Here is a 14,198-nt window from a genome sequence, read left to right as displayed (position 1 = left end):
TGAAAAAAAGAAATGGGATGAAATTATATATAAAACAGCTGATGCGCCTTTGCCTGTGGTTTTTAGTAACGACAGTAGTAAAGAAGGGCACTGCTCAAACGGCCAATCCGAAGCAATACAAGTATACCTTTACCGTGGCAAAGGATGGCAGCGGCGATTTTAAATACATACAGGACGCCATTGATGCGATGCGGGTATACCCGCTGGCACCCATCACGCTGTATATAAAGAACGGTGTCTATAACGAAAAGATCGAACTTCCCGCCAATAACACCGATGTGAATTTTATCGGGGAGCATGCAGACAGTACCATTATCACCTTCAACGACTATTCCGGGCGTGGAAAATTAACAACCTTCACCTCCTTTACGGCAAAAATCTCCGGCAACCGTTTTTACGCGCAGAACATTACGTTTGCCAATACCGCAGGCCGGGTGGGGCAGGCGGTGGCCCTGTACGTGGATGCGGACAAAGCAGTATTTAGAAACTGTAAATTCCTGGGAGACCAGGATACCATTTTTGCAGCGGGAGAAACTGCCCGCCAACTTTTTGCGGATTGTTATATTGAAGGGACCACCGACTTTATTTTTGGCCCGGCAACCGCCGTGTTTCAGCACTGCACCATTAAAGAAAAAACAAACTCATACATTACAGCAGCCAGTACCACACCGGGTAAGCAGTTCGGGTTTGTATTTTTAGATTGCAGGATAACCGCCGTACCGGAAGCGACAAAAGTGTACCTGGGCCGTCCCTGGCGGGCGCATGCAAAAACCGTATTCCTGCGCTGCGAACTGCCGGAACAGATCACGGCCGCCGGCTGGCATAATTGGGGAAATATCGAAAATGAAAAAACTGTTTGGTATGCGGAGTATAAAAACACGGGAGCCGGTGCCCGGCCCGCCGAACGTGCAGCCTGGAGCCGGCAGCTGACGGATAAAGAAGCGGTGCTCTACACCCCGGAACATATTTTTTCCGCAGCCAATGCCGGTCTTCCGGGCGAAAAAGACTGGTTGAAACAAACCAACTTAAAACCCTTTTTATGGCCGGGAAAAAAGTAATGCGTCCACGGTTTTTGATCCTGGCCATTTTATTGCTGGCCATGCCGGAAGCATGGGCCCGGGACCCCGATTTTGTGGTAGCACCCGATGGCAGTGGTAATTTTAAAACCGTACAGGAGGCGATCAATGCCGTTCCTGACCTTCGAAAAGCGCAAACCGTTATTTACATAAAAAACGGGGTGTATAAGGAAAAGCTTATGTTGCCGCCTACCAAAACCAATGTAAAACTGGTGGGCCAGGAAGTGGATAAAGTCATCCTTACCTATGATGATTATGCCGGAAAAAAGAACCGGTTTGGCGAAGACATCGGCACCAGCGGCAGCGCTTCATTTTTTATACATGGAGATGATTTTACCGCTGAGAACATCACTTTTGAAAATAGTGCCGGACCCGTAGGACAGGCGGTAGCAGTACGCGTGGCATCCGACCGGGTTCAATTCATCAACTGTAAATTCCGGGGTTTCCAGGACACCCTGTATACGTACGGTTATGGCGCGGCCAGCCGGCAATATTATAAAAACTGCGATATCGAAGGAACGGTGGATTTTATCTTCGGATCATCCACTGCCGTGTTTGATGAATGCCGCATATACGGGAAAAACGGAGGGTATTTTACTGCCGCCAGTACACCCGATACTTCAGCATACGGGTACATTTTTATGAAATGCCGGATTGCCGGGGATGCACCGCCGGCTTCATTTTATCTGGGCCGCCCCTGGCGCCCCTATGCTAAAACCGTATTTATTGATTGCGACATGAGCGGGGTGGTGAAGCCCGAAGGTTGGCATAACTGGGATAAAGCCACCAATGAAAGAACCGCTTTTTACGGGGAATATCGTTCAACAGGCAAGGGCGCTGGCGGGAAAGCGCGTGTGAACTGGTCGCACCGGTTAACTGCCAAGCAGGCCGCAGCCTATACTTTAAAAAGAATCTTCAACGGGTGGCAGGTGGAGTAGGGGCGCAGTTGCGGGCCATTGTTCGTGCGGCTGCACAACAACATGGGAGTATGCGTTGCGCTGTTTGCAATAAAAATATTATAATTGTAATTATGACAAATAAAGTGATCGCTTTTTTGATCGGGTGCATGACCGCCGCTGCGTCTGGTGCCCAGCGGCAAACCAATATATCGCAGGTATGGCGGCCGGATAACGGCAATGGTACCTATACCAACCCGGTCATTAACGCCGATTATTCTGATCCGGATGCAATCCGCGTAGGCGATGATTTTTACATGACGGCTTCCAGTTTTGACGCCGTTCCGGGCCTGCCGATCCTGCATTCGCGCGACCTGGTAAACTGGAAACTGATCGGGCATGCCCTGAAACGACAGCCGCCTTATGACGTGTTTGCAAAAACACAACACGGGAACGGTGTTTGGGCACCCTCCATCCGCTATCATAAAAATGAATTTTTTATCTATTATCCCGATCCGGATTTCGGAATTTATATGATCAGGTCAAAGCATATCACCGGTCCCTGGAGCGAACCGGTGCTGGTAGAAGCAGGCAGTGGTTTAATTGATCCCTGTCCACTTTGGGATGCCGATGGAAAAGTATACCTCGTGCACGCCTATGCCGGCAGCAGGGCCGGTATAAAAAGCATTCTGGTGGTAAAGGAGATGAACGCGGAAGGTACCCGTACCATTACAGCGGGTCGAATCGTTTTCGATGGGCACGGGCAAGACCCCACGCTCGAAGGTCCCAAATGCTACAAGCGGAATGGGTACTACTACATTTTTGCTCCTGCCGGCGGTGTAGCAACGGGATGGCAGCTGGTATTGCGCAGTAAAAATATCTACGGCCCCTATGAACGGAAAGTGGTAATGGAACAGGGAAATACGCCCATCAACGGTCCGCATCAGGGTGCCTGGGTCGATACAAAGGATGGTACAGACTGGTTCCTGCATTTTCAGGATAAGGGAGCCATTGGACGGGTAGTGCACCTGCAGCCGATGAAATGGAACGATAACTGGCCGGTGATCGGAACCGATACAGACAATGACGGCATAGGAAATCCGGTGTTGGTTTACAAAAAGCCCTTATTAAAAGGTGGTATACTACAAACACCGCAGGAAACGGATGAATTTAATGATTTGGATACCGGGTTGCAATGGCAATGGCAGGCCAATCCCGCAGCTGCCTGGAGTTTTATGTATCCCTCGAAAGGTGTGCTCCGCCTGTTTGCGCAACCGCTGCCTCCGGAGGTAAAGAACCTTTGGGATCTACCCAACCTGCTGTTGCAGAAATTCCCCGGGGATGCGTTTACCGCCACCGCTAAAATGCAGTTTATACCCAATGAAAAGATAATAGGAGAGAAAGCCGGTTTAACCACTATGGCACTGAATTATGCGGGCATCGCCGTTAAGAAAAAGAAAGACGGGTTGTATATCGTAACCACCTTTTGCGAAAACGCAGACAAAGGCCAGCCGGAAACCGAAACGGAAGTGGCCCGGCTGGACGACCATACCGTATACCTGCGGATGCAGTTTTATACAGATACTACTTATCAATTCAGTTACAGTACAGATGGCCGTGTATTTAAAACAGCGGGAAGCCGGGTAAAAGCCGTTCCGGGAAAATGGATCGGTATTAAGATGGGGTGCTATATCACCAGTCCTGTAAAAACCAACGATGCAGGATTCGTGGACCTGGATTGGTTCCGGGTTACAAAGTAGTGTTATCAGGTCTTTTATCACTCGTGGATCATGATAACGTTTGCGTAAATAAAAAGCCGGAATCCCTTCCGCACCCAATGAATTCGGCTTAACTTGGCGCCCCAGCGTAGCTTGTCTTCAATTGAAAATAGGATTGCGGATGTTAAAAAACAGTTTATATTGCTTTTTGTTGTTGATCGGGATGCAGTTGCAGGCCCAGCAGGAATGGAAATTGCCAACAGTGCGGGAGCCGCATTTTGGTAAAAGTATTTACCGGATCACAAGCTACGGAGCCGTTCCCGACGGTTATGTACTCAATACCAAAAGTATTCAGGCCGCTATTGACGCCTGCTCTCAAAAAGGAGGCGGAATCGTACAGGTACCGGCCGGTCTGTGGCTTACGGGTCCTATTGTATTAAAGTCGGGCGTAAACCTGAACCTGGCTGCGGGAGCGACCCTGCTGTTTACATCGGATAAATCGCAATATGCCCTGGTAGAAGCCAATTGGGAAGGCTTTCCGCAGATGCGTAACCAGTCGCCCATATCTGCAGAAAATGCCCGGAACATCGCCATTACCGGAAAAGGCATTGTTGACGGCAACGGCGACGCCTGGCGGGCGGTGAAAAAGGATAAGCTCACAGAATCACAATGGAAAAAAAGAGTGGCCTCCGGCGGTGTGCTGAGTAAGGATGGCCGTATGTGGATGCCTTCTGAGAGCTATGCCCGCGGAGATGCACTGAAAGACCCGGGACGGATCAGTCCGGACAAAACCGAAGCGTTTTATACATCAGTAAAGGATTTTTTCAGGCCCAACCTGCTGGTGCTGACCTCCTGCGACGGCGTACTGCTGGAAGGCGTTACGTTTCAGAACTCTCCGGCCTGGTGCCTGCACCCCCTGATGAGCCGGAACATTACCGTACGGAACGTATTCGTAAAAAACCCCTGGTATGCCCAGAATGGTGATGGCATCGACCTGGAAAGCTGCAGCAATGTACGGATAGAAAACAGCGTGTTCGACGTAGGCGATGACGCGCTTTGTATGAAGAGCGGACGTGATGCGGACGGACGCCGGCGGGGGGTGCCCACAAAAGATGTCGTAATCAGCGGATGTACCGTATATGCCTCTCACGGTGGTTTTGTAGTAGGCAGTGAAATGAGCGGTGGCGTCAACAATGTATACGTAAATAATTGTACGTTCGTGGGTGCTGATATCGGCCTGCGTTTCAAAACCACAAGAGGACGGGGTGGAATAGTAGAAAATATTTTTATCAGGGATATTTATATGAAAGATATTCCGGGAGATGCGATCCTGTTTGATATGTATTATATGGCAAAGGACCCCGTGCCTTTGGAGGGAGAAAAACGGACGCTGCCAAAAGCAGAGACCCTGCCGGTGGATGAAACGACCCCGCAGTTCCGGAACATCGACATCCGCAATGTGTATGTAAACGGGGCGCAGCGTGCTGTTTTCATGAGGGGATTACCGGAAATGCCGGTGAAAAACATCAGCATCCGTAATGCGGTCTTCCAGGCCCGGCAAGGCATCAGCATCCAGGAAGCCGCTGGAATCCGGTTTGAATATATAAAAGTGCTTTCAGAAGACACCGATCCGGTGATTGATCTGATCAACGCAAAGGACATCGCATTCGACCGGTTCACATATAAAGCGGATTCCCGGTTGTTGTTGCGGGTAAGCGGGTCGGGCAGCAAAGCCATCCGGTTTACCAACACCCGCTACAATCAAACCGTTAAAAAACTGGAAACGGCAGCAGCTGCAGCAGCGGAAGCTGTTTCTTTTCAATAAATATTTAAATCAGTGCTCATTCCATGCGAAAATCCATCCTGCTTTTAACCGCTTTTTTCTTGGTGCAACTGGCCTCGCAGGCCCAGTCGTATTCCCAGCGAATGGGGCTTACCGCCATGCATCTCTGGCCGGATTCTTTTTCGGTGGTTCCGGGCAAACCGGCACGATGGAGTTATGACCAGGGCGTGATCCTGAAAGGGATCGAAGGCATCTGGCAAGCTACCGGAGACCCCCGATGGTTCAACTATATACAACACAGCATGGATTACTACGTGGAGGAAGATGGAAGCATCAAAGATTATGAGCCGGATACCTACAATATCGACCATGTAAATAACGGAAAATTATTGCTAACGCTTTTCCGGGTGACAGGGAAAGAAAAGTATAAAAAAGCTGTATTAAAGTTAAGAGAACAATTACGCACCCACCCCCGTACCCTTGGGGGTGGTTTTTGGCATAAAAAGGTATATCCTTACCAGATGTGGCTGGACGGTTTGTATATGGGACAGCCTTTCTATGCAGAATTTGCACAGGTTTTCGGGGAAGACAGTATTTTCAATGATGTAACCCGGCAGTTTGTACTGATGGAAAAGAATGCGCGGGATCCAGCAACGGGATTGCTCTATCATGGTTACGATGAGTCGAAACAGCAGCAATGGGCGAATTCCAAAACCGGTGTGTCGCCCCATTTTTGGGGCCGGGCGCTGGGCTGGTATGGGATGGCACTGGTAGATGCGCTGGATTATTTTCCTCCGGATCATCCCGGTAGGAAAGAATTGATCGGGATTCTCAGCCGGCTGGCTGCCGCCGTTGTAAAAGTGCAGGATCCTGCAACAGGGATGTGGTTTGATATTGTAGATCTGCCCAAACGGAAACCCAACTATACTGAATCATCCGCAACAGCGATGCTGGCCTACACCCTGGCAAAGGGTGTCCGCAAAGGATACCTGGCGGCGGCCTATCAGGCAACGGCACAAAAGGCATTTAACGGCCTGGTGAGCTATAAGCTATCGAAGAGCAATGGTTTTACCAACCTGGAAGGAACGGTATCGGTGTCTGGCCTGGGCGGAAAACCCTACCGGGATGGCAGTTTCGACTATTATATGCGGGAAAAAGTGGTGCAGAACGATCCCAAAGGAATGGGGGCTTTTATCCTCGCAGCCAATGAAATTGAAATGATACCCGGCCTGGTAAACGGACAGGGCAAAACGATCTTGTTGGATAATTTCTTTAATAATGAATGGCGGAAGGGAGCCGGCGGGCAGCAGGAGCGCTGGCATTATACCTGGAACGACCGGTCAAACGGGGGGTATGCTTTTTTAGGAAGTTTGTTCGAGCAACAGGGTGCTCGGTTACAATCGCTTGAGCAAGCACCTCATACAGCTGATTTGAAAGATGCTGCTGTTTATATCATTGTGGACCCGGACACTGAAAAAGAAACGGCGCATCCTAACTATATGAGCGACCAATCGGCAGCTCAGATAGAAGACTGGGTAAAAAAGGGCGGTACGCTGGTGCTGCTGGCAAACGATGCCGGTAACTGCGATATTCAGCATCTCAATATCCTCGCGGAACGCTTTGGTATCCGGTTTAATGAAGACAACCAGCTCATGGTGAAGAACAATGATTATGAAATGGGGCGGGTAAACATCCAACCGGGTAATATAATTTTTAAAAATGCCAAAAATGTTTATCTGAAGGAAATAAGTTCTTTGAATCTTTACAAACCGGCCGTACCTGTACTAAGGTCAGGCAACATAACGGCAATGGCGGTGGCGCGGTATGGGAAGGGAACGGTTTTCGCCCTGGGTGATCCCTGGATTTACAATGAGTATGTAGATGGCAGGAAGCTGCCGTTGCAGTACGAGAATTTTAAAGCGGCAGGCGATTGGGTGAACTGGCTGTTAAAAACATCCGTTAGTAAACCAAAAAAATAAAAATATAAATGCAGTTATCTAAAGCAATAATAGCATCCCTGAAAAAAGACCTGGTACGGTCCGTTCCTTCGGCTGCCCAGCTGGAGCTTCCGGAAAAAGTATTACAGTTCGGAACCGGTGTGTTATTGAGAGGATTGCCCGATTATTTTATCGATAAGGCAAATAAACAGCAGATCTTTAACGGCCGCGTAGTGGTGGTAAAGTCGACGGATGCCAGCGGTGCTGACGCTTTTGAAGCACAGAATGGGTTATACACAATTTGCGTAAGAGGGCTGGAAGATGGAAGACAGGTGAACGAGTATATTGTAAACAGTGCCATCAGCAGGGTGCTGTCTGCCAAAAACCAATGGCAGCAGATCCTTGAGGTAGCACAAAGCCCGCAGCTGGAGGTGATCATATCCAATACAACCGAAATGGGCATTGTAATGAGCGAGGATAAAATTACGGACCAGCCTCCCGCCTCCTTCCCCGGTAAATTGCTGGCGGTGCTCTATGAACGCTTTAAGGCGTTCAACGGGACTAAGAAAAGCGGTTTGGTGATCATTCCTACTGAGTTGATCATCGATAACGGACGGCAGCTGAAAGACATTGTACTGAAACTGGCTGCACAAAACGAGCTCGAAGCAGCGTTTATCAGCTGGTTGAATGACGCCAACCATTTTTGCAGTTCCCTGGTTGATCGTATTGTACCCGGTAAACTGGCGGGAGCAGACCTGGAGCAAACGCAGCAGCAGCTAGGGTACACAGATGAGCTGATGATCATGAGTGAAGTGTTCCGTCTCTGGGCCATCGAGGCCCCAGATCCCCGCGTGGCCGAAGTGTTGTCCTTCGCAAAAACAGATCCCGGCGTTGTAATTGCGCCCGATATTGAGAAATTCAGGGAGCTCAAACTGCGCCTGCTCAACGGGACACATACCCTGTCTTGCGCCCTGGCATACCTGTGCGGGTTTGAAACCGTGAAAGCTGCCATGGCCGATACAGATTTTGATGCTTTTGTTACTAAGCTTTCAAAGACCGAGTTGGCACGGGCGGTGGCGGGAACTAACATTTCCTATGAAGAAGCCTGTAAATTTGCCGATGCGGTGATTGAGCGGTTTAAGAATCCGTTCTTAGATCATAAATGGCTAAGTATTAGCTTTGCGTATACGTCGAAGATGCTGATGCGGAATGTGCCGTTAATAAAGAAGTATTATGGGAGCGGGGAAGGCGGCGCTTCATCTGCAATGGCCCTGGGCTTTGCGGCATACCTGCTTTTTATGAAATCGGACCAGGAAGGCGCGGGATACATGGGGTCGGCCAATGGAAAAGCGTATATGATCAATGATGACAAGGCCGCGGTGCTTTCGCAAAAATGGAAAGCTGCGGCAAACCCGGCAGCCGTAGTAACAGCCGTGCTGGCAGATATGGGATTGTGGAATGAAGACCTGAACCAGGTTCCGGGCTTTGCAGCGGCTGTAACCCAACAATTGCAATTTTTAACACAAAGCAGCGCCAAAGCTGCTTTGCTAAATATCATAAAGGAATAAAAATGGCGGAAATCGTTTTAAAAGTTCATCCCAAGGACAACGTAATCGTGGCGTTAAAGGATTTAAAGAAGGGACAGATCATCAGCTACGGAGGAGCCGAATACGAATTGCAAAATGACATCGGTGCAAAACATAAATTTTTTACACAGGACCTTCAGGCGGGTGATGAGATTATCATGTACGGCGTTTTGGTAGGTAAGGCACAGGAGTTCATTCCCAGGGGAGGACTGATGACCACCACCAATACCAAACATGCAGCCGATCCCTTCGAATACCGCCCGTATCAGTATCACTGGACCGCTCCGGATGTTTCGAAATTTAAAGGCCGGACTTTTAACGGGTATCACCGCAGCGATGGCCGGGTGGGAACAGCCAATTACTGGTTATTTATGCCCACAGTATTTTGTGAAAACCGTAACCTGGATGTGATCCGCGAGGCGCTGCATAATGAGCTGGGATATGCGGTTACCGATAAGTACAAAAAATATGCGCATCATCTGGTAGAGGCATTTAAAAACCAGGAAGATCTTTCCGGCATTATGTTGAATGCCGTTCCTGGCGGAGCCAACCAGAAAAGCGACCGTCTGTTTAAAAACGTGGATGGCATTAAGTTTCTAAATCATCAGGGTGGCTGCGGCGGCACCCGGCAGGATGCCGGCACGCTTAGTAAACTGCTGGCCGCTTATGCCGATCATCCCAACGTGGCGGGTATCACCATCCTGAGCCTGGGATGTCAGAACCTGCAGACCAAACAGTTGCTGGAAGATATTAAATTAAGAAACCCTGCCTTTGATAAACCCATCCTTGTATTTGAACAGCAGCAATCGCAGAGCGAGGAACAGCTGGTGGCCGACGCCATCCGCAAAACATTCGAAGGGTTGATTGAGGCCAATAAAATAGAGCGCAGTCCGGCGCCTTTAACTGCATTGACCGTTGGTGTAAAATGCGGCGGCAGCGATGGTTTCAGCGGCATTAGTGCCAACCCCGCAGTGGGCTATACCAGCGACCTGCTGGCGGCATTGGGAGCAAAGATCCTGCTGGCCGAGTTCCCCGAATTATGTGGTGCCGAGCAACAGCTGATCGACCGAACCATTGAAGAAGCCGCTGCGCGGAAGTTCATTCACCTGATGACTAGTTACAATGACCAGGCGCTCAGCGTGGGCTCCGGGTTTTTTATGAACCCCTCCCCAGGTAATATAAAAGACGGGTTGATCACCGATGCGATCAAGAGCACGGGCGCTGCAAAAAAAGGCGGTACTTCCCCGGTAGTGGATGTGCTGGATTATACCGAGCCGGCTACCAAACCAGGGCTAAGCCTGGTATGCACACCGGGGAATGATGTGGAGGCAACCACCGGTAAAGCCGCTTCCGGCGCCACGTTGATCCTGTTTACCACAGGGCTGGGTACGCCAACCGGCAACCCGGTTTGTCCAACGATTAAAATTGCTACCAACACCTCACTGGCCAACCGGATGGGGGATATTATCGATATCAACACCGGAGGTATCATCGACGGGGAAAAAACAATTGAACAAATGGGAGAAGAGATCCTGGAGTATTGCATCAAAGCTGCAAGCGGTGAAGTGATACCTAAGGCGGTATTGCTGAACCAGGATGATTTTATTCCCTGGAAAAGAGGCGTTTCCCTATAATACAGGGCAAGCAGACAACAAGCTGCAGACAGCAAATGAATAACGAATAATCCATCAAATAAGTGAAACAGTTTTTAGACGATAATTTTTTACTGGAAACCCAAACGGCGGAACGCTTGTATCACGAGTATGCAAAGCAGATGCCGATCATAGACTATCATTGTCATCTACCACCCCAGCAAATAGCGGAAGATCACCAGTTTCAAAACATCACCCAGGCCTGGCTCTACGGCGATCATTACAAATGGCGGGCTATGCGTACCAATGGGGTAAAGGAGCACTACATTACCGGATCTGCCACCGATGAGGAGAAGTTTCTGAAATGGGCGGAAACCGTCCCCTATGCGCTGCGTAACCCGCTGTATCACTGGACGCACCTGGAACTGCAACGGTACTTTGATATTCATGAAACCCTGGATGCCAGCAGCGGTAAAGGCATTTATGATGCGGCTTCTGCCAGGATCAGCAGCAGCGCATACAGCGTAAAGAACCTGCTTCGGAAAATGAATGTGAAAGTGGTTTGTACTACGGACGACCCGGTAGATTCACTGGAATTTCACCGGCAAATAAAGACTGATGGTTTCGAAATACCGGTATATCCGGCCTTCCGGCCCGATAACGCCATGAATGTTTCCAGCCCGGAAACCTTTGCTGCATACGTAACAAAACTGGAAGCGGTTTCCGCTATAGAGGTAAGGAATCTGGATACCTACTTGCAGGCATTGAAAAGCCGGCACGATTTCTTTGCAGAAATGGGGTGCACCGTGTCGGACCACGGGCTGGAGCATATTCATGCCGCCGATTATACAGAGGCAGGCGTCAGCGCTGCATTTGATAAGATCCGGGCGGGTAAGCATCTTTCAGCAGAAGAGCAGGAGCAATTCCGCTCGGCGATGCTGGTTTGGTTTGCAGAATGGGATCATGAAAAAGCATGGGTACAGCAATACCATTTGGGCGCACTGCGGAACAACAATGCCCGCCTGCTTCAACAATTAGGTCCTGATACCGGCTGGGATTCCATCGGCGACTTCTCCCAGGGAAGAGCGCTTTCCAAATTCCTCAACGGGCTCGACAAGAACGACCGGCTGGCCAAAACCATCCTGTACAATCTCAATCCGGCCGATAATGAACTGTTTGCCACGATGACCGGAAATTTCAATGACGGTTCGGTAATTGGAAAAGTACAGTGGGGCTCCGGCTGGTGGTTCCTGGATCAGAAGGAGGGAATGATCAACCAGATGAACACCCTTTCCAATATGGGACTGATCAGCCGCTTTGTGGGAATGTTAACGGATTCCCGGAGTTTTCTTTCATTTCCCAGGCACGAATACTTCCGCAGAATACTCTGCAATTTGTTTGGAAACGATATCGAAAATGGCGAACTTCCCGCCGATATCAACTGGGTAGGAACGCTCATACAGGATATCTGTTTCAATAACGCGAATACGTATTTTGGATTTGGAGCGAAGTAGTGAATGGTGAATGGTCAAAACCAATAAATGATAAATAATAAACAATAAATTTCAACATGTTTGATCTGTCAGGTAAAACGGCCCTGATCACAGGAGGCAACAAGGGAATCGGCAAAGGAATGGCCATCGGACTGGCAAAGGCCGGAGCCGATATCATTGTAGCTGCGCGTTCTGTGGAAGCGGGGTCCGAAGTGGAAACGGAGGTAAAGAAACTGGGGCGCAATTTTAAGCACTATAAACTGGATGCAGCAGACCGGAATAGTGTATATGCATTTGTAAAGGAAGTGTTGGACGAAAATGAGCGTATCGATATCCTGGTAAATAACGCAGGAACCATTATGCGCAAACCGGCTGCAGAGCATCCGGACGAATACTGGGATAATGTGCTTTCTATAAACCTGGATACCCCCTTTATATTGGCGCGTGAGTTTGGCAAGCATATGATTGAAAAAGGAGCAGGAAAAATTATTTTTACCTGTTCGCTGCTGAGCTTCCAGGGCGGCATCAACGTGCCGGGTTATGCGGCCAGCAAGGGTGCGCTGAGCAGCCTGGTAAAAGCGCTGGCAAACGAGTGGGCGTCTAAAGGGGTGAATGTAAATGGTATTGCCCCAGGCTACATTGCAACCGACAATACGCAGGCATTGCGGGAAGATGCGGAGCGCAGCAAATCGATCCTGGACCGGATCCCGGCAGGCCGCTGGGGTACACCGGAAGATTTTGCAGGTCCTGCCGTTTTCCTTGCTTCCGAGGCGGGCAGCTATGTGCATGGCACTCTATTAACCGTTGATGGTGGCTGGATGGGCCGGTGATAAAATCAGAAATTAGAAATAATAAATAAGAAATTCGAAAATGGAAATAAGATACGAACACAGCCCGCAGGAAACAAAGGGAATGACCTCCGAGCAGTTGCGGGAAAGCTTTCTTGTTGAAGAGCTGATGAAGACCGACAAGTTGACCCTGGTTTACAGCTTCTATGATCGCCTGATCGTTGGAGGTGTAAAGCCCGTAGCAAAAGCTGTAGCACTGAAAAATGAAGAAGAACTAAAATCAGAATTTTTCCTGCAACGCCGGGAAATGGGGATTATCAACGTAGGAGGAAAAGGCACGATTACCGTAGATGGTCAGAAGTTTGCGCTGGATAAACTGGACTGCCTGTATATCGGCCGCGGGTCCAAAAAGATAAGCTTTAGCAGCAACGGGAAAAAAGAACCTGCGGCGTTTTATATTTTATCAGCACCGGCACATCACAACTATCCCACTATCAAGTACACCAAGGAGCAGGCAGCACCTGTTTCAATGGGGGATATTACTACTTCCAATAAACGGACCATTTATAAATACATTCATGAAGAAGGGATCCAGAGCTGCCAGCTGGTAATGGGGCTTACAGTACTGGAAACAGGCAGTGTGTGGAACTCCGTTCCTCCGCATACACATACCCGCAGAACTGAAATCTATTTTTATTTCGACCTGCCGGAAGAACAGCGCCTGTTTCATATGATGGGCCAGCCGCAGCAAACTCGTCACATCATCATGAAGAACCAGGAAGCGGTGATTTCTCCGCCCTGGAGCATGCACTTTGGCTGCGGTACTTCCAACTACGGGTTCATCTGGGGCATGGCTGGCGAAAACAAACAGTATACAGATATGGATCCGGCACCAATTGCTACCTTATTATAGAAGTATTGTGGCCATCAACCAACATATAACAGAAAACCTGTTTCCGGAAGCGCCGCCGGGTGTTCCTTTTTTTCTGAGGCGGGTAACTGTTTGGGGCATGCTGGGGATGGCTGTTTTACTAACCGTCTTGTTGTATTTTACCACCCTTGCAACAATGGATAAACAATTTGCGGATCTTTATGACCGGTCGGTTGGAGACGGTGGAATAAGAAGGGACCTGTTCCTGTTTCTTGCCTTGGGTATTCCGGTTTTGGGCTTTTTGATCAGTTTACCGGCGAGCTTACTGCCCTACAACAAATCGGGGTACCGGCAGAAGTACGTACCTTTTGCAATGGTAGCCATATTGGGCATTCAGTTTTTTTTGATGGCGGTACGTCTGATCGATCTTTTAATTCTAACAAATAAAAAATAGAGCA

General features: G+C 49.2%; 11 protein-coding genes. All 11 read left to right on the top strand.

The features are described 5' to 3' along the window. Window positions 1-17 precede the first annotated feature (17 nt). The 11 genes from LL912_RS12975 to LL912_RS12925 all read left to right on the top strand — a co-directional run bounded on the left by LL912_RS12975 (window position 18) and on the right by LL912_RS12925 (window position 14,194). Window positions 18-1,058: a pectinesterase family protein gene (locus LL912_RS12975; protein WP_235554000.1), complete on the top strand. Its 1,041-nt coding sequence runs from the start codon at window positions 18-20 to the stop codon at window positions 1,056-1,058. Continuing rightward, entirely contained in the window at window positions 1,040-2,014 is a 975-nt protein-coding gene (locus tag LL912_RS12970; protein ID WP_235553999.1) for a pectinesterase family protein, read from the top strand. The genes LL912_RS12975 and LL912_RS12970 overlap by 19 nt, the downstream gene beginning before the upstream one ends. Window positions 2,015-2,106: 92 nt before the next feature. After that, a complete protein-coding gene (locus tag LL912_RS12965) occupies window positions 2,107-3,732 on the top strand; it encodes a glycoside hydrolase family 43 protein (RefSeq protein ID WP_235553998.1) in 1,626 nt (541 codons plus the stop codon). Between the two features lie 139 nt (window positions 3,733-3,871). Further along, window positions 3,872-5,515 (top strand): glycoside hydrolase family 28 protein, encoded by a 1,644-nt coding sequence (locus LL912_RS12960; protein ID WP_235553997.1) that lies wholly within the window; start codon window positions 3,872-3,874, stop codon window positions 5,513-5,515. 23 nt (window positions 5,516-5,538) lie between these two features. After that, on the top strand, window positions 5,539-7,452 hold the full coding sequence (locus tag LL912_RS12955; protein ID WP_235553996.1) for a glycoside hydrolase family 88 protein: 1,914 nt from the start codon (window positions 5,539-5,541) through the stop codon (window positions 7,450-7,452). 8 nt (window positions 7,453-7,460) lie between these two features. Then, window positions 7,461-8,978: a tagaturonate reductase gene (locus LL912_RS12950; protein WP_235553995.1), complete on the top strand. Its 1,518-nt coding sequence runs from the start codon at window positions 7,461-7,463 to the stop codon at window positions 8,976-8,978. A 2-nt stretch (window positions 8,979-8,980) separates the two neighbouring features. Continuing rightward, on the top strand, window positions 8,981-10,630 hold the full coding sequence (locus LL912_RS12945) for a UxaA family hydrolase (protein WP_235553994.1): 1,650 nt from the start codon (window positions 8,981-8,983) through the stop codon (window positions 10,628-10,630). 62 nt (window positions 10,631-10,692) lie between these two features. Continuing rightward, entirely contained in the window at window positions 10,693-12,102 is a 1,410-nt protein-coding gene (gene uxaC, locus LL912_RS12940; protein WP_235553993.1) for a glucuronate isomerase, read from the top strand. Between the two features lie 56 nt (window positions 12,103-12,158). Then, a complete protein-coding gene (locus tag LL912_RS12935) occupies window positions 12,159-12,911 on the top strand; it encodes an SDR family NAD(P)-dependent oxidoreductase (RefSeq protein WP_235553992.1) in 753 nt (250 codons plus the stop codon). A gap of 40 nt (window positions 12,912-12,951) precedes the next feature. Beyond that, window positions 12,952-13,782 (top strand): 5-dehydro-4-deoxy-D-glucuronate isomerase, encoded by an 831-nt coding sequence (kduI, locus tag LL912_RS12930; RefSeq protein WP_235553991.1) that lies wholly within the window; start codon window positions 12,952-12,954, stop codon window positions 13,780-13,782. 7 nt (window positions 13,783-13,789) lie between these two features. Further along, window positions 13,790-14,194, top strand: coding sequence for a hypothetical protein (locus tag LL912_RS12925; RefSeq protein ID WP_235553990.1), 405 nt, complete (start codon window positions 13,790-13,792; stop codon window positions 14,192-14,194). Window positions 14,195-14,198 lie beyond the last annotated feature (4 nt).

The organism is Niabella agricola, from assembly GCF_021538615.1.
GTDB lineage: Bacteria > Bacteroidota > Bacteroidia > Chitinophagales > Chitinophagaceae > Niabella > Niabella agricola.
Note: the sequence above shows the minus strand (reverse complement) of the source record. Positions and strands in the feature narration are given on the sequence as shown.

Bases quoted from the DNA above. Each gene is read 5' to 3' on its own strand.
- LL912_RS12950 (WP_235553995.1), top strand. From the start codon at position 7,461: ATGCAGTTATCTAAAGCAATAATAGCATCCCTGAAAAAAGACCTGGTA.
- LL912_RS12945 (WP_235553994.1), top strand. From the start codon at position 8,981: ATGGCGGAAATCGTTTTAAAAGTTCATCCCAAGGACAACGTAATCGTG.
- LL912_RS12975 (WP_235554000.1), top strand. From the start codon at position 18: ATGAAATTATATATAAAACAGCTGATGCGCCTTTGCCTGTGGTTTTTA.
- LL912_RS12935 (WP_235553992.1), top strand. From the start codon at position 12,159: ATGTTTGATCTGTCAGGTAAAACGGCCCTGATCACAGGAGGCAACAAG.
- LL912_RS12970 (WP_235553999.1), top strand. From the start codon at position 1,040: ATGGCCGGGAAAAAAGTAATGCGTCCACGGTTTTTGATCCTGGCCATT.
- LL912_RS12965 (WP_235553998.1), top strand. From the start codon at position 2,107: ATGACAAATAAAGTGATCGCTTTTTTGATCGGGTGCATGACCGCCGCT.
- LL912_RS12955 (WP_235553996.1), top strand. From the start codon at position 5,539: ATGCGAAAATCCATCCTGCTTTTAACCGCTTTTTTCTTGGTGCAACTG.
- LL912_RS12960 (WP_235553997.1), top strand. From the start codon at position 3,872: ATGTTAAAAAACAGTTTATATTGCTTTTTGTTGTTGATCGGGATGCAG.
- kduI (WP_235553991.1), top strand. From the start codon at position 12,952: ATGGAAATAAGATACGAACACAGCCCGCAGGAAACAAAGGGAATGACC.